Below are 22,807 nucleotides of genomic sequence, written 5' to 3' on the forward strand. Positions count from 1 at the left end.
CGGTTACTGGAAAGCCGCGTCATCCACTGCGACGAAACACGTGTCCAAGTGCTGAAAGAGCCAGGTCGAGAGCCGACCAGCCAATCCTGGATGTGGGTGCAAACCGGCGGGCCGCCGAATCAGCCTGTGATCCTTTTTGACTACTCGACCAGCCGGGCGCAGGAGGTGCCGTCGCGGCTGCTCGAAGGTTATCGCGGCTACCTGATGACCGATGATTACGCGGGTTATAACGCCTTGGGCGCGCAATCAGGTGTCGAACGTTTAGGTTGTTGGGCACATGCGCGACGCAAGTTTGTCGAGGCGCAAAAGGTGCAGCCTAAAGGTAAAACCGGGCGTGCCGATATTGCCCTGAATTTGATCAACAAGCTGTACGGTATTGAACGAGATTTAAAAGAAGTCGGCGATGAACATCGCCACGAAAGCCGACAGCAAAACAGCCTGCCGGTGTTGGCCCAGTTGCACACATGGCTGGAGAAAACCCAGCCACAAGTGACGGCGCAAAATGCACTGGGCAAAGCCATCAGCTACCTGGCCAGCAACTGGATCAAGTTGGTGCGCTACACCGAAGCCGGTTACTTGCCGATCGACAACAATGCGGCCGAGCGGGCCATCCGGCCCTTCGTGATCGGGCGCAAGAACTGGCTGTTCAGCGACACGCCCAAAGGCGCGTTGGCCAGCGCCCAACTTTACAGCTTGGTCGAGACAGCTAAAGCCAACGGCCAAGAGCCCTATGCGTGGCTGCGCCACGCACTTGAGCGCCTGCCACAAGCCTCGAGCGTAGAAGACTTCGAGGCCCTGCTGCCGTGGAGCTGCACGCCGCAAATTCCAAGATAGCCATAGATCCCCACCTTTAAAATGTGGGGTTCATGGAGCGCTTACAATTCATCCGCATTGCCGTCACGGACAACTTCGGCCAGCAGCTCCGCTGCATACGACGGATCAGCCTGGAAAAGCACTGCCATTGCCTCATCATGGCTACGGTCTTTCATCGCCACCTCTGAATTCAGACCTGAGCGTCTGCCGTGATGCTCAGGTCAGCCGAATTGGCAGACCTGAGCATCACAAGCTCACATGATCAGATATCGAGGGCCGGTAAACCGTTCACAATGCTCTGGGTTTTCAGGCTCACAGTAACCACCCGCTGAAACAGCTCCAGTGGGTACTTGGGATTACCCATGGTTTCGGTAGCCCAGTCATTCGCATCATTGACGATTCCACTGGCCTTGTCCGTACGTACCGCCTGCCGCTCCATCACCCAGTCCAACGCGGCCTTGCCATTGACTACATAGTCCCAAGCAGCCTCGGGGATGCCCTTGAGGGTGATGCGGTGGTTATAGATGACCGCGCTCTTGTCGCCCTTCTTGGCAAACTTCATCGCCCTATTCTCTACGCGGTAATCGCTATTGGTGAGCGTACCCCTAGCCTCGATTGTCAGCGGGTAGAGTTCGACGGTTTCGTAATTCAGGTGAAGGTCGGCCAATGCGCGACCTGCCTTGCTGAATGCCCAGAAGTCAGCGGCTTTCTTAACGGCCGGGATGCGCGGTAGCTCCTTGCTGAGGTTGTCGGCAAAGCGCTTGCGGTAGTCCGGCGAATGGAGGATGCCGTAGACGTAGTAGAACAAGTCCTCTTTGCTCATGGGCTCACCGGGGTAGGCAGCCTGGAAGTGAGCCAGCCCAGCGTCGGTAATGGCGTCGCCTCGGTGCAAGCCACCTTCTACCGGTATGGCAAATAGATCATCTTTGGGCGCCTGGGCAGCTTCACCGTAAAGGTAAAGAGGAAATGCCTGTCCAGTATCCAGTGAATGAAGATTCGGGAGTGTGTCAGTTATCAAAGCAGAAAATCCGCTTCTGGAGCCCACGCCGGAAACAATGATAACTCGATTTTGAGCGCCATTATTTGGTAAGTACTGAGGCATTAAATGCCGTGTCCAGTTCCAAGTCTTATTCGCATACGCCCACTCTTTAGTGAATGGCCGGTACAAGGACATAACAACATCACTTGGAGAAAATGTGCTTTGACGCCCCCTTACCAGATCATTCAAGACATCCGTTGTCCACTTAATTTTGGCCTTATCCCTTGTAACAAAATCCGCAACATCTTCGCCTGATTGCTTGCCGTCGCTATATCGTGATAGCTCCTTATTGTACACATCAATCGTCTTCTGCATGTTCAGAACTAACAGTTTCTTACTGAAATTATATGTCCACTCATCGCGATTGGTCTTGATACCCATGGAGTAGCTATTAAATAGCTTTACCTTTTGATTAGCCCCCTTACTCCCAAGCAGTATATGTTTTTCAAACGCATCGACTCTCTGCCTCAACCAATCGCCGTGCCTATCAGGAACAATTGGTGTCCACGAACCAGCGCTGGCGACTCCATTAATGCTTACTAGACTTTTTAAACAATCAAGTTTCTGTTCGGTTGTAAGATCATCGCCAATGTCATAATAAAAAATTTCCCCCCTACTCTTGGGGTCAGTTTTTTTTACAAGCAAGGTGATGGCAATGCCGGTCATGCTTCTCGTGTCGAATACGTTCTGCCCCTCTCTGGCTGCTCCTTTGCTCAGCATGTTCTTACGAATGTCGCCTCGGAGGTTAATAATGTAGATTTTGCTGAACTCATTAACTAAAGACTTGCGCAAACCATCCATAGCGGGTTTCTCAGCAAAGCCGGAACCCGACACGTAGCCAATGACCCCACTGTCTCCCATCCGATCACTCGCCCACCTGATCGCTCTTATGTAGGAGTCATAAATTTTGCTTTTACCCATGCCATTAGCTGACTGCGAAACAAAGGTTTCCGAAATGCGGGAATCCAAGTGCGGGTAATCAATATTTTTATTATTATTATCCTCCTTATCTCCGGAAGAATAGGGCGGATTACCTATAATAACCCTTATGTCCAGGTCCTTTTGTCGCTTGCGTCGCTTGCTGTTATCAACGAGAAGCTCATCGACCAGATCTTCCTTTTCATACATCTGGAAGGTGTCAGTGAGGCAAATACCCTCAAATGGCAAATATACCCCACCCATCAAACTGTGATAGACCGCCTCAATATTTATGGCAGCGATGTAGTAGGCCAGTAAAACCAGTTCATTTGCATGAATTTCATGCTTGTATTTGTGAGGCAACTCCTCCGATTTGATTAGGCCCGACTGGATTAGCCGGGTTATAAATGTTCCAGTGCCTGTAAACGGGTCGATAATATGAACGCCCTTGCTACCCAAAGTTTGGTCGAACTCTTGTTGCAGCAAATGGTTAACACTATGGAGGATGAAGTCCACCACCTCAACAGGGGTGTAAACGATACCCAGACGCTCAGTCATTCTAGGAAAAGCATTGCGGAAAAACTTGTCGTACAGTTCGAGGATGATCTTCTGCTTGCCTTGGGCGTTGTTGATACCGGCAGCACGTTGACGCACGCTGGCGTAGAACTTATCCAGAGTATCGGCTTCTTTGCTTAGGTGGTGTTCATGGAGCGCATCTAACACTCCCTGCATGGCCTTGGACATTGGGTTGTGACTGGCGAAACTATATTCCTCGAAAAGCGCGTCGAACACCGGCTTGGTCACCAGGTGCTGAGCGAGCATTTCGACAATCTCGTCATCGCTGATGCTGTCGTTGAGGTCGTCGCGCAGCTCGGCGGCAAAGGCGGCGAAAGCGGCTTTCTCCAGGGTGTTGGCTGGGCTTTCCAGAATGCCGTGAATGCGGCCGATATGGGTGCGGGCAATCTTGGCAATATCGTTGGCCCAGTCCTCCCAGTGGTGGCGGTTGCCGCACTTGTCGACGATCTTGGCGTAGATGGCTTTCTCGATTTCTCCTACTTCGTAAGTCAACTCGGCCTGCTGGGTCATCTGGCCGGGTGCATCTTGGTTCTTACTACCGATGCCGTACTGGCCTTTACCGGCTTTGCCGTTACTGGTGCCGGTGCCTTTCTTTGCCTTCTTCTCAGCCTTATCGGTAATGGCGATGACTTCCATCTTGCGCGGGTCTGAGCCGATCAGATCGAGCTTGTTGACCATAGCGTCAAAGCTGTCATCATGCGAACGCAGCGCTTGGAGTACCTGCCAGACCACCTTGTAGGTCTGGTTGTCGTTGAGCGCTTCGTGAGGCTCCACGCCTGCCGGGATCACCACCGGCAACACAACATAGCCGCGCTTCTTGCCCGGAGCATTACGCATCACGCGCCCGACGGACTGCACCACATCCACCTGCGAATTACGCGGCGTTAGGAAAAGTACAGCATCCAAGGCTGGCACATCCACACCTTCAGAAAGGCAACGCACATTGCTGAGGATACGGCAGGTATTGGCCGGAGCTTCAGCCTTCAGCCACGTCAGTTTGGCTTCCTTCTGGCTGGCATTCATGCCGCCGTCGACGTGCTCTGCCTCGCAGGTCAGTCGCGAGGCCTCGTCAATGCCCTCGGACTCCTGATAAGCCTCCACAACCGACTGGAACATGTCGGCAATATTGACGGAGCTGACCTTGTGCTTAGTGCCCTTATAGTTGGGGGAAATGACCTGACAGAAGGCGACAGCACGCTTCATTGGCTCATCATCACCGATAAGCTGGTCATGCAAACCTTGCTTGGCCAACGCCTTCCAACAGCCAACGATTTTGGCAGCGTCATCTACCTTTAGCTGATTGTTCTCGTCCTTCAGCAGCTCTTGCAGACGGCGGCTGATAACACTCTCTTCAACCGTCAGGACTAGGACCTTGTAGTCAGTGAGCAAGCCACGCTGTACAGCCTCGGAGAAGTTGATAACGAACAACTCTTTACCGTACAGGGCTTCGTCATCCATCGAGCAGAGCGTGACTTCACCGGACTCAGCCTTGACCCTAGCACTGTCGCCGTAGATGCGTGGTGTGGCGGTCATATACAAGCGCTTGGCAGCACGAATATCGCCACCATCGTGAATCCTCACGAAATTGCTTTCGTCGTCATCACCGAAGGTAGCGCCTGTGGTGCGGTGCGCTTCGTCGCAGATAACCAGATCGAAATTGGCCAAACCATGCTCATGCTGGGCACGGCTTATCACGTCGATGGAGTGATAGGTGGAGAACACCACGCTCATGTGCTCAGGGCCGTGGCGCTTGAGCATTTCCGCTGCCAAGCGATCCGCCTTGGTCGTCGCCGGGTAACGTAACTCGTGAGTGAAAACCTGAACCGCGTCGTCTTCAGACTTGCGCTTTTTCCCTACATCACTGTCGGAGCAGACCGCGAAGCTGTGCAGCGGTGTTTCACTTTCTTGCGTCCACTCTGTAAGGGTCTGCGATAGCAGCGATAGGCTGGGCACCAAAAACAGCACTCGCTTACCCTTTCCAGCTAAGCGCTCAGCTATCTTCAGACTTGTGAACGTTTTGCCGGTACCACAAGCCATAATCAGCTTGCCGCGCTCAGCATCCTTGAGGCCAGCGGCCACAGCATTTAATGCCGTTTGCTGGTGCTCGCGCAGCTGCTTCTTGATTTTGAGCGTGACCGCTTTGCTGGACTGGTACTTGGCCCAGTCAATCTGGCTGTCCTCCAACGCTTGCAGGTCAATCTTGCTGACCGGGGGCTGCTGGCCCAGCAGCGCATCCTCGGCGTGCTCGCTCCAATGGTTGGTAGTGGTAACGATGACCCGGTGCGAGAACTGTGCCTTTCCCGAAGCTGTGAAGAAGCTATCGATGTCTTTTTTCTGGACTTTGTAGTCCTCGGCGTACAGCTTGCACTGGATGGCATGGTACTCACCGGTACCCTCGGTGCGAGCCACCAGGTCAATACCCGCATCTTTACCACTCAGGCCCTGTTCTTTGGCCCAATCAGCATACGTCCAGACCTTGTCGTACAAATCCCTGTAGGTCGCTTCATTGCGAAGGTAGACGCAGATCAGCTCCTCGAAGTAAGTGCCTTTTTCGCGTTCGGTGACAGAGGCGGAGCGATACGAATCCAGAAGCATAGCAAGAGCCGACATGTGCATTTCCTTTCAAAGCGGCTGACAGGAGCAAAATGCACCATTCTAGCAATTGGATGCTGCCTCAGCGCGGCTTTCTTACCACCAGAAAGCGGCTGAAACATGCGCCACGCTCATAACTGCTATCACTCGATTGGATTGCACAATCGAAAAGAGAGATTTTTCAGACATTAGCCCTCACGATTTTCGAGCAAAAACGACAGCACTCTATTTTCCAGGCTGGCCATATTGCGGGAGCTACAGAATACGTAAAGTTGGTGGACGTGAAAGCCGAACGTACATAGCAGAGCATTGCTGACTCAGTAAATGATACGACTGTGAGAGGCGATGTGTACCAGTGAGGAGGGATTGGCTTATGCGGCACAAACAAAAAACCCCTGAGACCTTGCGGAATCAGGGGTTTAGATGTTTTGGTGCCCAGAGACGGAATCGAACCGCCGACACGGGGATTTTCAATCCCCTGCTCTACCGACTGAGCTATCTGGGCCGCGGGCCGAATTAAACGATGCCACGACTCCGACGTCAAGCGCGAAATCAAAAAAAATCAATGATTACCTATGCTTACGATTCTAGGGACTCAGCCTAAAATCACTAGCAACATACTATCTAGACCAGAAGTAGCCTTTGAAGGACACCCAAAAGGAAATGCAGAAGTTAGCCATCGAGGATCTTTTCATTTTCCTTCGTAAACCACCTTGCTCATAATCGTTCTCAACTCCCCTTGCAGATCGCGAAATTCCACCATTAGGGCGTGCACTTCTATCGCTATTTCTCCCTGCCCGCGTTTTTCGAGAAGCATCAATTTCAACAACCCCGCGACCCGCCCAAGGTCGCCATTGACCTTGGCCAAGTCACCAACGGCGGCCAGGTCAACAACAGACCTTATTGGCGTGTTCATACCAACGGCCAAGAGGTAAGCAGACAGGGACAAGCCCGTCTGATCGGCCCGCTCCTGAATCACGGCCCGTTCTTCAACAGACACCCAAACCTTGATCGGTGGAAGCTCCCGCCGTGGCCTTGGCTTTTGCTCTGTTTCCATGCTTTTTTCTTTCTGCTTTTGAGTCGCGGCAGCGACGGTAAGCCTCGCAGAGCAAGACTGTCCGTCGAGCCGAAGGCGAATAAGGCAAGGTGGTGGAGGCCCTAGCTGCGGAGCAGCGTAGGCCTACAACACACATCTTGCCGTCATTGTTTTTGCGATTCTATGCGATTTGGACAAAACAGCCAGTTCCGTTTTTCCCACTCGCGTATATTTCCTAGAATCGCATTGAATCGCATTGAATCGCATAAAGTCGCATTAGTCGGAACAATTAATCGCAAAAAATTGCGCTATTTTTCTTTGAATAAATATATTAAGTACCAGATAGCTCGAACGGAGAAAAACGTATGAATAACCACGAATTGCCCCCTGTCGAGCACCACCCACAACGCCGTGGATGCGGCCGTGTGTCGTTCATAGCTGTCATGGATGAGGTGCGGGCGGAAGTCGTGCGAGGGTGCCTTTGGTGCAAATTTACGAGGCTTTCGAGGATTGGTTAGACCTCGGCTATACCAGCTCACCAAATACGTTACTCGGTTCATCAAGAATAGGATGACCAGTCATTTGCATTGCACTCGACCACCGATTGCATCGGTTTGACCAATGTACTTCGTAACCATGATCGGCAGAGAACTGCACATTGCTGCCAGTGGCGGTGACAGGCAGAAAACGGCCAGGAGCGTTCATTGAGTTACTGCAAATTTTGGCGCAACTCAGTGCTTTATCGCCTCATATACGTAAGAACCAACAACAGATCCTGTCGCACCTAGTACTATGGCCGTGAGTCCGGAGATTGCGAGCGACCATACAGGGTGCTGCGTTATAAAGTCTGTAATTTTATAGAAAAGATCTTTTTGTATTCCATGTATCTCGGACTGACATTTTTCGATAGTTTCGCTTGACACTTTTTCTTGGCGACTCCGTTCTACACAACTTGAACAGAGGATTGGCTTGTGGCATGAATGGGTGATATCTGTTTTTATACCATTCATATCAAAAATGCACCCGCGCGTCTCATCGTGAGTGAAGTTAGTGTGCTCTGTATTTGTGGGTATGCGGTTTCCGCTTCTTTTGTATAGCAACAAATATGCGTAAAAAAGACGATAGATAACATTTGCTAACGGAATGTTTGAGAATCTAAGTATGTCTTTGATTTCATGAAACGAGAACACCACCCTGTTGGATGTAAGACGTCGCGTGTACCAGTTCCCCTCAATTGGCACGTTAACTATGGACACTAAAAAGTCTCCATTAAAACTTGTAGGCAATACGTTCTCTAGTGCAGCATCCGTAAACTCCCACCCATGACCGTCAGATTGACAGTTCAGGGAGTAGTTCTCAATGTCGTCAACTACTTCAAATATCGAAGACTTCCACTCCTTCAGCTTTTTCTTTTGGAACTCCGCCGGCATATGCCCAATTGTTGCCACGGTTATTTTAATTTTTGACATTGCCGCTCCTTAGCGAGGTGTAACTATAAATAAACACCAAATGATGCATGACTGCCCGAACGTGTTTGTGAATAAAACTCTTGCTTCTCTCTTCATCCCTTACTAGGTAGAGACTTCCAGTGTTCTGATGAACGTATGCAGAGGTATACACAATGAATGGACAGTTTCGATTACTCGTCCAAGTAGGTGAACAGACGCCTTCAGAAATACGCGATCATATGGCTAAACGCATTGCGAAACCAGCCGGTCCGTCACCATAAGCATTGCAGATGCTTCCTGGCTGGTTGCCGCCACTCATCACCGGCAGCTATGGGTCGATTCTGTTGAAAAAGTCGACCTTGGTTTGCGCAGCAGTAAAGTATGCGTCCGAGATTGAAATCTTTACTTTCGGCAGAGGCTTCTGGACTCGGATTTCACGTAGCAGTGTGCAAAAAAGGCGTTTTAACCAGTCAATGACAAGGCTGGTTGGGCGAACCGACTTTTTCAACAGAATCGGTCGTTCTCTACCGGTCATGGCCACGAAGCGTGGAGGTCCAATCTGGCGCAAATGGCTGGTCAGGTCGAATGCAAACGGGTGGGCAAGTCTGTGCGTTTGCCAACCCGGCCGCCCCCCTTCCCTTTGGTGTCCCTTTTTTGAGATCAACACGGTGGCCTTGTGCGCTGCTGGAAAACATGCGCGCGCAGGTTTTTTCTGAGGGTGTATTGGCCAGTACACCGGCAGGGCACTGCGCAGCCTCCCTTGCTAGATATCTAACATGGATGAACGAGGTTCGTTCATGGCCAGCAATCGCGTATGTCGCGCGGCCCATAAACCACAATCCACGGTAGCGAATCTGTACGCCGCGCCGGCTGGCCGGCGCATAGACAACTCTGTGAGTGTACCGAACGCATTTTCATGCGGAAGGGGAAGCCGCCGCGAAGCGGTGGGGGAACCCCGCAGGGGTGCCCCTGCTTCGGTTGCCAAATTGGCACCCTCAGCGGGTTTTAGAGTTTTAATTAAGTTTTAAAAGATTTAGGAAAAAAATAATCAAAATTTCTTTTTATTTTCAATGGGTTGTAAATTTGTCCAGTGTGCAATGTACGGCTTTTGGTGGGTAATGTACGGTTTTGGGTGGGTAAAGTACGGAGGTTGGTGGGTAATGTACGGACTATCCACAGGCTGAGCGCGTGCCGCGCATTGGCACCCGTACATTACACACCGGCCGCTCCGTCGACCATGCGGCGCCGATGTGCCATTGCGAGCTGTGGCCCGCTCTGCCCGGCCTCCATCGTCAAGGTATATTCCGGCAAGTCGTTAGCCTCGACAATGCCGCGTAAGATGCGGCAGAATTCTTTGAACGTTCCCGCCGAGCCGCTGCGCTCGTAGATGGTCTGGAATGACCATCTGGCCTCTGTCTTGCCCGCTGCTCTGCGCGCAAGACGATACACGAACCGGCCAATGCCGGTACCGATCAGGAAGAAGTCAGGGTGGAGGGCCAGCACGTCGGGGTTTTTGCCGCCCGTGATCTCCTGATACATCCACTGCGCCACCTCGATCTCAATGAATTCTGGCTTGCCTGAGCTGTTCTCAATGACCTTGTATCGGCTAATCAGCGGCTCACCTTCATTCACGGTGATGGTTCGGCCATTCTTGCCCTTTTCGGTACGCCGGACCGCTACATGCGTGGTGTTCAGCCGTAGGCACGTCTCTACAAGATCGTCTTTCTGCTTGCCGCCATAAGCACGACGCAGGAATTTGAGGACGTCACCAACGTGCGGCCGGAAAACCCGGCCCGGCTTTTCGCCCCTACCATCTCGATAGCGGTTCATTGCTTCGGTCAAATGCGACACAGCCATCAGCACAAGGTCGTAATCCCACACAGAAGCCATACCGGCTGGACCGGCAGAGACCTTCACGTTGCCGTCCCGCAACTCATAGGTGATGACCTCGCCCGCACGCCTCTCCTTCTTGGACAGTCGGAATACGGCCACATCCATGATGTTGCGGCTATCGCGGATGCCCACGTCATACACCGTAGGGATGAAGAAATCCTGCTGCTCATCCCCCTTGGATGGTTTGCGCACGCGGGTAGCGGGTTGTAGCTTAGGCGCTGCTACTAGACGGCTTTCCTCGTTCCCTTCGCGCTGCAAGCGGGCGGCGACTTGCTCGTATGTCTCGCCAGGACGCGCTACGGCCTCAATGCGCTCGCGGCCTATTACAGCCCTCATCGACTGGGGACCATTGTTTCTGCTAGTCATATGGATGGCCAAACCCCATGCCAACTTGCTGAGCGACTGTGCGCCCTGCATTCTCGTCCAGAGCTGCCCGCAGATGGCCGCATGAAATCCAGCACAAGCGGTTTACCCTGGCATGCTGCCCACACATCAATCGCCACGATTCAGGCCCCTATTCCGGGGCGGGCAGCATGTATACCCGACGACTTGCGCGCGTCGATCCATTCCTCGATCTCAGTCAGATCCCACGCGACGTTTCGGCTGGTTAGTGCGATGCGGCGCGGGAACTCCCCCCGCTGTTCCATGTTGTAGATCGTGCGTTCAGCCAGCGGGATCATCGCGTGCAATTTCTTGCGGTTGATGAGTGTCTTGCTCTTTGGCTTGATCTCCATAAGGTCGCTTTCCTTCAAAGTCGTCAGATGCTTGACAATGCCCTCCAGCGCCAGAGTCAGGGTGCAAAAAAGTTAGAATTTAGTTGTCATGAGGAGCTATCATCGGACGATGAAAAAACGTGAGAAAGCGCCGAGCACATTCGATCCGTTTCTAGAACGCCTGGTTAGGGAAAGTGATACATCGTCTGATCGCATCCGCGCCAAGCTCAGCAACGTCTATGACTGGGGCTTCTGCGAACTATGCTGGCGATCCACCGAATACTCGATCAGCGTGGGGGCTCAAAAGGTCTTCAAGCGCCTAAAACGAGGAAATGTCAAAGTCACGCCGCTAACGGATGCCATTCGTGCGGCAGCTCAGAAAAAAGCCGACGCCTTGGTGGCGCGCTATGAGCAGGCATGGAAAGGTGAGTTCGGCCGGTACGAGCCCGCCCGCATGTTGATGGCCTACTGTGACATGGTGGAAATGCGCGGTGACCGTTCGGTGTCAGCCTTCAGGGAGCACGTCGAGCGGCGAATACTCATTGCCGCGTGGGCACGGCATGGTGACTTGCTCCGGCCCACTAAACTACCGGGTCAGCCCGAAGGCGCAGCGAAGCCCAGTAAACTCTACTGCGAAGCACACAACCCAAGGCGAAGCGATGAAGCTCGCCGCGCATATCAACGTGACAGAAGGTTCGCGCTAGAGTATGACGAGTTGATTGACAAAATCTGGTCGCAGGAAGCCGGCACTCTCCCTAAGTGGGACATTGAAGCCCACGCATATGTCAGGAGAGAAGCCTATCGACTGCTCCAGGCACTCAAATCTCCCACCAGTACGATGGATGATCTGTTAACCCTTGGCACCATGAGTCAAGCTGAAATAGCGCGCCAACTTGGCGTATCACGCCAAGCAGTTTCCGCCGCTATCAAGCGGCGAGCGCAGAAGCAGGCGACACGCTGAAGACAATCATGATCTAGCTGCGAAATTGCAGCGCACTTGACCAGGCGCTTGCATATGACCTGACCAGTCATTTGCATTGAACTTGACCAACGATTACAGAGAACTTGACCGATCAGACGTCGAAGCTGAGAGGCTCATAACGACCCTGAGCGGACACTAGGAGGACGCAGACTGGGTTAACAACCAGGTGTACGATCCGGGAGTACTACTCCTGAACCGCGCTGAACCCTTCCTGCGTCGAAAAAGAAGTGTCTTTCCGCCGTCAGCAGAAAATCCCTCATGCACGGTGTGGTCAGCATATCTGGGCGTACCGCAGCGAAAAGCGTAGGAAATGGGCCTTTCATAGCCACCGTCGACCTTGAAATCCGCAGACGCTACGAGCGCGGCTCATCGATTTGTAGTTACGAAAATCCCCAGCAAGACCAGATGGAATTTCGAAATAATTAGAATTTAAAGTTAAGGCCTCTATCTATCTCTCGCCTCAGTTCTTGCAACGCAGTAAGAAAACTTTTGTCAGCATCGACCCATATTGCGGTTTTTGTTTTTGCCATCAGAACTCCACCAATATAAAAGTACAAGATGTCATCGTTCGGGCCGATGTAACTATTTACAGGGTCTAGTGTCAGAACCCGGCCAAGCCCCCACTTTTTTTCTAGTGGGCAAAGAAATTCGTAGTTCTCCTTATTCATTTGTTTGGATTTGAGACTGTCTTTTAAATCTAGGAAATCCGACAACAAAAGATCTTTTAAAACGCCTTCTTTAAGAAGGGAGGAGTGGTCGTTCCTGACTTCGAAATACGAAAATATTCGTTCTTCGTTTGTGAATTTCTCGATATTATTCGTCAAGTATGGGACTGCATTGTGTTTCAGGAAGTTGTTTATGTCTATGTAAATGTTGTGCTTTAGGCCCATGGAGGTAGCGGCATTGCACAATAGGGGGCGCATGTAGAAATAATACTGCTCCACTTTAGGGTTTACCTTAATTCGATCTTCTTCCTCATCGTAAGCTAGCTCGAAGGTACTATCCTCTAGTGCACCATACTCCTTTAATGTATGACTTATAGCCTTCCCTAGAAAGCCAATCCAATAGTCATCTCCTATGAGCGATTTGAAGTTTTTATTCTTTTCAGTCGCTTCTGCGTATTGCTTGAGGATGGTGTCGATTGTTGTTGAGTCTTTTTCAGACTTGGATGCAGAGGCTTTTTCAATTATGAAGCTGTTGCTGAGTGAGCGATATTGTACTTTCTTAATTTTTTCCTCTGTAACTCCTAGCTTCAACATGCAGCAGATACTGTAGTAGTCGATTAGGGAGGCCATGGAGTTTAGCAATGCATCGGAAATCGCTTGATTTAATATCGCATTATCTTCATCGAGCTTTTGTCCTGGGTTTACGTATTCATTGAGATATTGCACATTGGTCTTATGTCTTTTTTGGAAGAGCGCATTTACTTTTTTGATTTGATAGCGTACATTTTTTTCGATGTCACTTATCAAATTTTCAGATTTCATAAATTGTAGTTCTCGAAAGTTATAAGCCTTAATATAAGCGGTTACAAAATTGGCGATAGTTGAAGCGCAAAAATAATACTACTTCATTCGGTACCAAGGAGAGCCGCTTGTACCTTCAGGGTGCCCATGCGCTGGGTAAATTTTATCTTCTTTAATACGGAACCATGGACTGCCACTGGTTCCTTCCGGATGTCCATGAGCGGGATAAAGTTTATGGTCTTTAATCCGAAACCATGGGGAGCCACTGCTACCTTCTGGGTGTCCATGAGCTGGATAGATTTTATCTTCTCTGACCCGGAACCAGGGAGATCCACTGGTCCCAACTGGATGTCCATGTGCAGGATATAATTTTATTTCCATTGCGATTGCCACCCCTTGGGTGATCGATCAAATCGTGGTGGGCCGGACTGTTAAACAGCATTGTAACTACTTCGGCGCTTCTGAACCGTTGATCTTGCTTTGCGGTTCCATAGAAGATGCTCGGCTGATGACGAATTCCTCTTGATCAACTCCTCTTCAACCGACAGGCGCATCGAGTCCGGCTCGACCAAAATTGCAGTGACGCCAAGTTGATCCCCAGACTGTATCGCTGCGCGAACTTCTTTCAACTTTGATTGAGTGCTCGCAGGGGTCGAGAATAGATGCTGCGCTACCCGCGACCATCCTGACCTGTGGCTGCGTTGTCCGATGTACATTAGCTCCCAAGTAGCGTCTGGCCCGGTGCGTTTCCATAGCGCATAGACATTTATGGGAGTTTTTCCGAGCGATGGAGGAAGTACGTTTTTCTCCAGAGCCTCCCTATCAACATAGTCGATAAGACACGGAACGGTCGCAAGCAGCCGCTCCTGAGCAGATGCAATCAAGGTGCTGATGTCGATGCGAAGAGGGTCCATACGGTTCCAACTGCAAGCAGGGAAAAATTTAGCGTAATTTTTAAGCTATACAAGGCCACTTTCGCTCCTTGGCCTTTCTCGGCTCTTGAGCCAAGAAACACGAAGCAAGCAGAAGAGAAGACGGCAAGATCTCGCCTGAGGTTACGAATTCGCAAGAGCTATGTCCATGGAGATTTATGCAGTAGACGGTACAGTCCGGAAATGTCGACTTTTGGCTGTAATGGGTTGATTAGAAAAGCCGCCTTCTACGCAATGCCATCAGTCAGACTCCAGGCGATAGCTAGATGACGTGTGCCAGGTAATTGCGGAATCTACGTGGACGTGCTTTTGCATCTGGGGCAGGAATGCGTATCAAGCGTGCCCAGCGTCACCGAAATCCAGTCGGCAAGTTCACCTTCACAGCGTGGCCAGAACAGGGTCGAACCGCACTCTGCGCAGATTCGCGCAATACCGTCTGCGAAGACGCATAGGCTGTTGGCGCCGCGAAGAATTCGTAGCGCGATACGCGTAACGCTGTCATACGACGAAAACGCTGCCCCGTGACCTTTGCGGCACTGACTGCAATGACAATGGCTCACTGCTTTGGGGGCAAGCAGCTCGTAATCGACCTCTGCGCACAAGCAGCTTCCCTAGTATGCCTCTGTCATGTGCTTCTCCGTGCAGTCAAAAACGCCAGCGTAACCGCTCCAGGTTCATTTAGTCGACCGACCGCTTCTGGCCGGTTGCAGCCTGTCACGAAGGACAGCAACCGACCGATTGTGTTGAAAAAGTCGGTCCTTCCTGACTGCCCGCATACTGGTTGCTGAAAACGCCTTCTTTGCGCGCAGCTACGCGAAATCTGAGCCCGGAATCCTCTGCTCATAGAAAAGATTTCAATCTCAAGCGCGTACTTTTCTGCCGTGGAAACCATGGCCGACTTTTTCAACAGAATCGGCCGATTTCGGCCTATCGTCACCACCAGCTTAGGGTCAGTTTTGGCAAAGCATGGACGCGAGACGCGCTGGTCAAGTCTGATACAAATGACTGTTCAGGTCGCATGCAAACGCATGGTCAAATCAATGTAATTAGCCCACTAGCCTGCGGTGCTTTGCCGTGGCTGTTTGATCGTCCATTCATCAATCATATCTGCCCAATCCTGCAACATCTCCCGACGCTGATCACGGTATTCAGCCTTGTTGTAGACGGCCCGAACGCCCTTCTGCTCGTGTGCAAGGCATTTCTCAATCCAGTCTGAGTTGTAACCTGCCTCATGCAGCAGTGTGCTCGCTGTCCGTCTCAAATCATGGGGCCCGAACTTACTCAGCGGCTGCCCCTCTTTTTGCGCGAGCCGATAGGTCAGCGTCAGCACCTGATTGATCGTCGCGGTGCTCATCGGCAAATCAGAATCGTACCGGGAGGGAAAGACGTAATCTGAACCACCGGCAAATGTCTTCAGCGCAATGAAGAAATCCAAAGCCTGCTGAGATAAGAACACCAAATGGGGGTTGCGTCGCTTCATCCGCTCTTTCGGAATGGTCCACAGGGCTTCGCTGAAATTGATCTCGTTCCAGGTGGCGTTGGTCAACTCACTTTTGCGAACCATAGTGAGCAACAGCAGCTTAGCAGCGGCTCGCACGGAGGAGGCGGTGCCGATGCGGTCAAGGTATTGATACATCAACGCGATTTCGTCAGGCCCCAAAGCGCGGTCACGTGGCTCAAATTTAGCGATGCTTGCAGGACGTACCAGATCAGCCGGGTTATCTACCTTCTGGCCACGCTCAATCGCCCATCGGAAAACCTGCATCACAATCTCGCGGGAGTGCACGGCCGTCGCTGGAGCTCCACGCTCCACGATTGCATCAGTCAGCGTTCGCAAGTCCTCATGATTGATTTCCAACAGCTTCTGATTACCGAATTGCGGTTTGAGTTCGCGCTCGTAAACAGATCGGCGCATGTCGCGGGTCGAGTCAGCCATCTGATACCCACGCAGCCATTTCTCAGCCCACGCATCAAACGTCTCTGCACCTTTGGTGCGTGCCTTGGCACGGGCTTTCTCTTTGGCAGGTGACTTACCAGCCGAAACCATCTTTTTAGCCTCACCCAAGCGCTCTCTGGCTTCCGCAAGTGTGATGCCACCCACGCCATAGCGACCAAACGTAATGGTCTCCTGACGGCCGTTGATGGAGTAGTTGTAGCGAAATGAGATGGAACCGGCAGCGGTGACGGCCACGTACAGTCCGTCGCGGTCGTTCACCTTGTAGAGTTTTTCTTTCGGTTTGAGGTTACGCAGCTTGGTATCGGTCAGCATGGCAGTCACGGATTCCTTGTAAAAAATACCATGCAAAGAAAAGCACTCATACACCACGATAAAGCCCAATGAAACCGGGCTAATCATGAGATTTGATACCATGCCCTTCCCTGCTAAGGAGGCATGGTATCGAGTACCAAGCATGGCATTTGGTTCAGTCAATGCCCCGTACCATGCCACATAAACACGGTGCTTGGCGATGCACAAAGCTGCCAGAGTTTGCCAGACCAAAAAAGCAAAAAGCCCGCAATTACGCGGGCTCCAGGGCATTTCTTGCTAGTGGGTGCCGGGCAGTGCCGGACGTCCAATCATTCCCACTCAATGGTCGCTGGCGGCTTGCTCGACACGTCGTAGGTGACGCGGGAGATGCCTTCGATTTCATTGATGATGCGACCCGATACGGTTTCCAGCAGCTCGTACGGCAGGTGCGCCCAGCGCGCGGTCATGAAGTCGATGGTTTCCACCGCACGCAGGGCCACGACCCAGGCGTAACGACGGCCGTCACCGACCACGCCCACCGATTTCACCGGCTGGAACACCACGAAGGCCTGGCTGACCTTGTGGTACCAATCGGCCTTGCGCAGTTCTTCGATGAAGATGTGGTCGGCGCGACGCAGCAGGTCGGCGTATTCCTTCTTCACTTCACCGAGGATCCGCACACCCAGGCCCGGGCCCGGGAATGGGTGACGGTAGACCATGTCGTACGGCAGGCCCAGTTCCAAGCCCAGACGACGGACTTCGTCCTTGAACAGCTCGCGCAGGGGCTCGACCAGCTTGAGGTTCATTTCTTCCGGCAGGCCACCGACGTTGTGGTGCGACTTGATCACGTGGGCCTTGCCGCTTTTCGCGCCAGCCGACTCGATCACGTCCGGGTAGATGGTGCCCTGGGCCAGGTACTTGATGTTGTCCAGCTTGTTCGACTGGGCATCGAATACGTCGATGAAGGTGCGACCGATGATCTTGCGCTTCTTCTCCGGGTCGGACTCGCCGGCCAGGTTACCGAGGAACTGCTCTTCGGCGTTGGCACGGATCACCTTGACGCCCATGTTCTCGGCGAACATGGCCATCACTTGCTCGCCTTCGTGCAGGCGCAGCAGGCCGTTGTCGACGAACACGCAGGTCAGTTGATCGCCAATCGCCTTGTGCAGCAGCGCGGCAACCACCGAGGAGTCGACACCGCCGGACAGACCCAGCAGCACGTTGTCGGTACCGACCTGGGCGCGGATGTTGGCGATGGCGTCTTCGGCGATCTTCGACGGCGTCCACAGGGCTTCACAGCCGCAGATGTCGAGGATGAAGCGCGAGAGGATGCGACCGCCCTGCTTGGTGTGGGTCACTTCCGGGTGGAACTGCACGCCGTAGTAGCGCAGGTCATCGTTGAACATGCCGGCAATCGGGCAGCTCGGGGTGCTGGCCAGGACGTGGAAGTCCTGCGGCATCCGGGTGACCTTGTCACCGTGGCTCATCCAGACGTCGAGACCGAACAGGCCATCGGCGTCGACGTGGTCTTCGATGCCGTCGAGCAGGCGGCTCTTGCCGACCACGTCAACGCGGGCGTAACCGAACTCACGCAGTTCGGATCCTTCGACCTTGCCACCCAGCTGTTCCGCCATGGTCTGCATGCCGTAGCAGATGCCGAACACCGGCACGCCGAGGTCAAACACCGCTTGCGGGCAACGAGGGCTGTTGGCTTCGTGCACGGACTCAGGGCCACCGGCGAGGATGACGCCTTTGGGAGCGAATTCGCGAATCGCTTCGTCGTCCATGTCGAACGGGTGCAGTTCGCAGTACACGCCGATTTCACGCACGCGGCGAGCAATCAGTTGGGTGTACTGGGAACCGAAGTCGAGGATCAGAATGCGGTGAGCGTGAATGTCGAGGGCCATGAGATCAGTCTCGTCTAATGAATCAGAAACAACTCGGGGCTGAATAAGACAGCCCCGGTTACTTAGCTTTTTGCTGGAAGGCTCAACCTACGCGGTAGTTTGGCGCTTCCTTGGTGATCTGTACGTCGTGGACATGGGACTCTGCCATGCCGGCGCCAGTGATGCGCACGAACTCTGGCTTGGTACGCATCTCTTCGATGTCGGCGCTGCCGGTATAACCCATCGAGGAACGCAGGCCACCCATCAGTTGATGGATGATGGCGCTCAGAGTGCCCTTGTACGGCACACGGCCCTCGATACCTTCCGGAACCAGCTTCTCGGCACCGGCCGAGGAATCCTGGAAGTAACGGTCGGAAGAGCCCTGGGCCTGGGACATGGCGCCCAGCGAACCCATGCCACGGTAAGCCTTGTAGGAACGACCCTGGTAGAGTTCGATCTCGCCTGGCGCTTCTTCAGTACCGGCGAACATCGAGCCCATCATCACGCAGGAAGCACCGGCAACGATGGCCTTGGACAGGTCACCGGAGAAGCGGATACCGCCATCGGCGATCAACGGCACGCCCGTGCCTTCAAGGGCCGCGGCAACATTGGCAATGGCGCTGATTTGCGGCACGCCGACACCGGCGACGATACGGGTGGTGCAGATCGAGCCCGGGCCGATACCGACCTTGACCGCATCCGCGCCCGCTTCGGCCAGGGCCTTGGCGGCGGCACCGGTGGCAATGTTGCCGCCGATCACCTGCACTTCAGGGAAGTTCTGCTTGACCCAACGCACACGGTCGATCACGCCTTTGGAGTGGCCGTGGGCAGTGTCGACCACCACCACGTCAACCCCGGCGGCGACCAGCGCGGCAACACGATCACCGGTGTCTTTACCGGTACCGACTGCGGCGCCGACGCGCAGACGACCTTGGTCGTCCTTGCTGGCCAGTGGGTAGGCCTTGGCCTTCTCGATGTCGTTGACGGTCATCATGCCCTTGAGGGCGAACTTGTCGTCGACGATCAGCACGCGCTCGATACGGTGCTTATGCAGCAACTCACGCGCATCGTTCTTGTCAGCGCCTTCCTTGACCGTGACCAGGCGCTCTTTAGGCGTCATCACGTCACGGACACGGGCTTCCATGCGGTTCTCGAAACGCACGTCACGGGAGGTGACGATGCCGACCAGGTCGCCATCGTGCAGCACCGGAACCCCGGAGATATTGTGCATGTGGGTCAGTTCGAGCAGTTCACGCACGGTGGCGTCGGCCTCGATAGTGATGGGATCTTTCACCACACCAGCTTCGTAACGCTTGACTTTGCGCACTTCGGCAGCTTGCTGCTCGATGGTCATGTTCTTGTGGATAATGCCGATACCACCTTCCTGAGCCATGGCAATTGCCAGACGGGCTTCAGTGACGGTGTCCATGGCGGCGGAAACCAGTGGGATATTCAGCTCGATGCCACGGGTAAGGCGGGTCTTCAAACTGACTTCATTGGGCAGTACTTCGGAATAACCGGGCACTAGGAGAATGTCGTCGAAGGTCAGAGCTTCTTGGCTGATACGCAGCATCGCGGGGGCTCCCGAGCGGGAAATTGGAAGCGCGCCATTATACTCAGACACCCCTTCGGGTGAAAGGTAAAACTCTGTCTATTATCGACACGGTGATCGACACGGTGATCGACGGGGCGTTTGACCCACCTCAGTCCCCGTGTAGGAGCGAGCAGGCTCGCTCCCACCCAGGGTCAGCATTGCCTACAGTTCAACCTTGATCCAGCTCACCGGTTGATCGAGCCAGTCGGCAAATTCATCGATAAAGCTCTGCTTGAACCCGGCCTCTAGCCAGTTATTGAAGATAAAGCCCAGGTTGGAGAAGCCGCACTCTTGTAGGAACAAGAAGCCGTTGATGTCGTCCTCATGCCCGCATTCGGGGCAAATGAAGTTGTCGGTACGCCCTGGCATCCAGTCTTCCAGGCTGTCGAACAACGCCTCGCCGATCTCCTTGCGACACTCGGCGCAGCCGGCTTCTTCGAGAAACCCCTGGGTCGGTGTATAGATGCAGCGCTGGGTGACAATCTCCAGCCCGTTGATCGGCTCACCGAACGGCAGCGCCTCGGGATGCAGCACCACCGCCCGCGCGCCCGGGGCGATGGCGTGCGCCATGCGATTGCCCATCCGCCCGCAGGTAGTGAGTGACGCTTCAATGATGTCCTTGCGCACCAGCCACCGCACAATCGCCCGGGCGCGGGGTTCGTGCACCGCCAGGGTGGAGATTTTCGGGACGAGGATGCTTTGCGAGTTCATGGGGACAGGCCTGATACCAATACTGAAGTTATCCACTGTGGGAGCGAGCCTGCTCGCGAAGGCGGTATGCCAGCCAACAACACGATTGGATGTTAAACCGCTTTCGCGAGCAGGCTCGCTCCCACAAGATTTGCGGCCGGCAGCTTAATCCCTGAGCCCCACAGGTCAAGCACTGAAGTAACGAACCAGCAGGGCCATGCCACTGGCCAGGACCAGCCAGGTCACCAGACGCACAAAGGCCTCGCGGGACAATTTCAGCGTCAATCGCCGGCCGACCCACAGCCCCAGGGCCATGGCCGGCAGCAGACACAACGCCAGCACCAGCAAGGATAGCTCGGCATACACCCCCGCCAGCGCAAACAGGCTCAGGCGCACCACCGTGCTGCAACTGATCAGCGCACTTTGCGTGGCGCGGGCGGCGTCCTTGGGCAGGCGGCTGTTCAGGTAGAGGGCATACAAGAAGCCGCCACTGCCGAACAAGGCCCCGAACAGGCCGCCCACCGTGCCCATCGGAATCGCCCAGACGGCGGACAACTGCGCAGGCCGCACCGTCACCCACAGGCTGTAGATCGCGTAGGCACTGAGGAACAGTCCCATCAACAGCAACAACAGATCGGACTTGAGGTTGAGCAAGAACACCACCCCCAGCGTGCAACCCAGCGCCATGCACGGCAGCAAGCGCAACAGTTCGGGCCGGGCCACCTCACGGCGCGAAGGCAGCAGATTGCCGAATGCCGCGATGAAATCCAGCAGCACCAGCAAGGGGATGATGGTTGACAGCGGCATGAACAGGATCAGGATCGGCCCCGCCACCAACGCCGTGCCAAAGCCCGCGATGCCAAATACGATGTAGGCCAGGACGATCCCCGCACCCATCACCAGCCAGTCCATGGGGCCAAACGGCCATTGCTGCAACAGTGCGAGCACACTCATCGGTTCGTCTTCCTTCAATCCCGGTGAAAGGACTTTAGCCAGCGGCGAGCCTTGCGACTAATATCCAATAAGCCACCAACCCATCTCAAAAAGGCATGACTTGTGCTGTCTACTCGCCAACTGCGTTACTTCGTCGAAATTGCCGAGACCGGCAGTTTCAGTGCCGCCGCCGAACGCTTGTTCATCGCCCAGTCGGCCCTCAGTCGGCAGATCAAGGAGATGGAAGCCCAACTCAACACCCCGCTGTTCGAACGCACCGCTCGCCAGCCACGCCTGACCGCCGCCGGCGAAGCCTTTTACCCGCGGGCCCGCAGCCTGTTGACCGAATTGACCAAGGCCAGCGAACTGGCGACCCACGTCGGCACCGGGCAACTGGGCACCTTGCGCTTGAGCCATTCCAGCACGGTGCCGATGAGCGGCCGGTTGCTCGACGCGATCAGCGACTACCTCGGCCGGCACCCCGGTGTGTCGATGGACATCGCCAAACTCTCCTCCGAGGCCCAGTTGGACGCGCTGGCCGAGGGCCGCCTGGATGTCGGGCTGCTGCGCCTGCCAGTGCTGCGCCAACGGGCAGGCGTTCAGGTCGTGCCGCTGTACCGCGAGCGCCTGTTGCTGGCGGTTCCGCCAGGCCACCGACTGGCGGTGGATAAGTACCCGGCCATCGACCTGGCCCACTTGAAGGACGAAGCCTTCATATCGATCCCGCACCCGCAGCGTGGTGGGCTCAGCTATCTGTCTGCCGAGTTGTGCATGCGCCAGGGCTTCTTTCCCAAGGCGGCGCGAGTGATGTCGCGCAAGACCACGCAGCTGCAACTGATCCAGGCCGGGTTCGGCGTCGCGCTGCTGCCCGAATCGATGCAGGACATTGCCCCGCCAGGCATCCATTTCCTGGCCCTGGCCGATACGGATTGCCACAGCACGGTCGCCCTCGCCCATCGGCAAGGTCCTACGGCACTGGTTCAACACTTCATAAACGTGTGCACCGGCGCGCCCACGGCGGATTTGTGTTGAATCATGGAGACAGCGC

Annotated in this window: 16 protein-coding genes and 1 tRNA gene; 3 read left to right on the top strand and 14 right to left on the bottom strand. The window is 54.2% G+C overall.

Annotation, left to right across the window (positions count from 1 at the left end):
* On the top strand, nucleotides 1–834 hold an 834-nt coding region (locus BMW74_RS21325; protein ID WP_139208444.1), incomplete at its 5' end, for an IS66 family transposase.
* A 241-nt stretch (nucleotides 835–1,075) separates the two neighbouring features.
* Here BMW74_RS21325 and BMW74_RS21330 read toward each other — a convergent pair.
* The 6 genes from BMW74_RS21330 to BMW74_RS21360 all read right to left on the bottom strand — a co-directional run bounded on the left by BMW74_RS21330 (nucleotide 1,076) and on the right by BMW74_RS21360 (nucleotide 11,049).
* Nucleotides 1,076–5,956 (bottom strand): DEAD/DEAH box helicase, encoded by a 4,881-nt coding sequence (locus BMW74_RS21330; protein WP_093426128.1) that lies wholly within the window; start codon nucleotides 5,954–5,956, stop codon nucleotides 1,076–1,078.
* 411 nt (nucleotides 5,957–6,367) lie between these two features.
* Nucleotides 6,368–6,443 (bottom strand) — tRNA-Phe (locus tag BMW74_RS21335).
* Nucleotides 6,444–6,629: 186 nt separating this feature from the next.
* Nucleotides 6,630–6,995 (bottom strand): plasmid mobilization protein, encoded by a 366-nt coding sequence (locus BMW74_RS21340; RefSeq protein WP_093426129.1) that lies wholly within the window; start codon nucleotides 6,993–6,995, stop codon nucleotides 6,630–6,632.
* A 710-nt stretch (nucleotides 6,996–7,705) separates the two neighbouring features.
* Nucleotides 7,706–8,443 (bottom strand): hypothetical protein, encoded by a 738-nt coding sequence (locus BMW74_RS21345; protein WP_093426130.1) that lies wholly within the window; start codon nucleotides 8,441–8,443, stop codon nucleotides 7,706–7,708.
* Between the two features lie 1,191 nt (nucleotides 8,444–9,634).
* Nucleotides 9,635–10,507 (bottom strand): replication initiator protein A, encoded by an 873-nt coding sequence (locus tag BMW74_RS21355; RefSeq protein WP_256562635.1) that lies wholly within the window; start codon nucleotides 10,505–10,507, stop codon nucleotides 9,635–9,637.
* Between the two features lie 314 nt (nucleotides 10,508–10,821).
* Nucleotides 10,822–11,049 carry a helix-turn-helix transcriptional regulator gene (locus BMW74_RS21360; RefSeq protein WP_056721184.1) on the bottom strand — a complete coding sequence of 76 codons (228 nt, stop codon included), beginning with the start codon at nucleotides 11,047–11,049 and terminating at the stop codon, nucleotides 10,822–10,824.
* Nucleotides 11,050–11,158: 109 nt separating this feature from the next.
* Between BMW74_RS21360 and BMW74_RS21365 the strand changes: the two genes are divergently transcribed.
* On the top strand, nucleotides 11,159–11,989 hold the full coding sequence (locus BMW74_RS21365; protein ID WP_093426132.1) for a MarR family transcriptional regulator: 831 nt from the start codon (nucleotides 11,159–11,161) through the stop codon (nucleotides 11,987–11,989).
* Nucleotides 11,990–12,432: 443 nt separating this feature from the next.
* On the opposite strand, the gene BMW74_RS21370 is transcribed toward BMW74_RS21365, so the two are convergent.
* The 8 genes from BMW74_RS21370 to BMW74_RS21415 form a co-directional block, all read right to left on the bottom strand.
* Nucleotides 12,433–13,497 carry a hypothetical protein gene (locus tag BMW74_RS21370; RefSeq protein ID WP_093426133.1) on the bottom strand — a complete coding sequence of 355 codons (1,065 nt, stop codon included), beginning with the start codon at nucleotides 13,495–13,497 and terminating at the stop codon, nucleotides 12,433–12,435.
* 410 nt (nucleotides 13,498–13,907) lie between these two features.
* Nucleotides 13,908–14,390 (bottom strand): hypothetical protein, encoded by a 483-nt coding sequence (locus BMW74_RS21380; RefSeq protein ID WP_093426135.1) that lies wholly within the window; start codon nucleotides 14,388–14,390, stop codon nucleotides 13,908–13,910.
* A 311-nt stretch (nucleotides 14,391–14,701) separates the two neighbouring features.
* A complete protein-coding gene (locus BMW74_RS21385) occupies nucleotides 14,702–14,968 on the bottom strand; it encodes a GFA family protein (protein WP_256562639.1) in 267 nt (88 codons plus the stop codon).
* 494 nt (nucleotides 14,969–15,462) lie between these two features.
* Nucleotides 15,463–16,677, bottom strand: a complete 1,215-nt coding sequence (locus tag BMW74_RS21395; RefSeq protein WP_093426192.1) for a tyrosine-type recombinase/integrase — start codon at nucleotides 16,675–16,677, stop codon at nucleotides 15,463–15,465.
* 308 nt (nucleotides 16,678–16,985) lie between these two features.
* Nucleotides 16,986–18,563 (bottom strand): glutamine-hydrolyzing GMP synthase, encoded by a 1,578-nt coding sequence (gene guaA, locus BMW74_RS21400; protein ID WP_093426137.1) that lies wholly within the window; start codon nucleotides 18,561–18,563, stop codon nucleotides 16,986–16,988.
* Nucleotides 18,564–18,645: 82 nt separating this feature from the next.
* Complete coding sequence (guaB, locus tag BMW74_RS21405; RefSeq protein WP_093426138.1) at nucleotides 18,646–20,115, bottom strand: IMP dehydrogenase; 1,470 nt, start codon at nucleotides 20,113–20,115, stop codon at nucleotides 18,646–18,648.
* Between the two features lie 183 nt (nucleotides 20,116–20,298).
* Nucleotides 20,299–20,847, bottom strand: coding sequence for a sugar ABC transporter ATPase (locus tag BMW74_RS21410; protein ID WP_093426139.1), 549 nt, complete (start codon nucleotides 20,845–20,847; stop codon nucleotides 20,299–20,301).
* 165 nt (nucleotides 20,848–21,012) lie between these two features.
* The gene (locus BMW74_RS21415; RefSeq protein WP_093426140.1) at nucleotides 21,013–21,780 is read right to left on the bottom strand and encodes a sulfite exporter TauE/SafE family protein; all 768 of its coding nucleotides are present in this window, start codon (nucleotides 21,778–21,780) and stop codon (nucleotides 21,013–21,015) included.
* A 102-nt stretch (nucleotides 21,781–21,882) separates the two neighbouring features.
* Between BMW74_RS21415 and BMW74_RS21420 the strand changes: the two genes are divergently transcribed.
* The gene (locus BMW74_RS21420; RefSeq protein WP_093426141.1) at nucleotides 21,883–22,791 is read left to right on the top strand and encodes a LysR family transcriptional regulator; all 909 of its coding nucleotides are present in this window, start codon (nucleotides 21,883–21,885) and stop codon (nucleotides 22,789–22,791) included.
* The last annotated feature ends 16 nt before the right edge of the window (nucleotides 22,792–22,807 follow it).

Origin of the sequence: Pseudomonas sp. ok272 (assembly GCF_900109995.1) — a bacterium.
Classification (GTDB): domain Bacteria; phylum Pseudomonadota; class Gammaproteobacteria; order Pseudomonadales; family Pseudomonadaceae; genus Aquipseudomonas.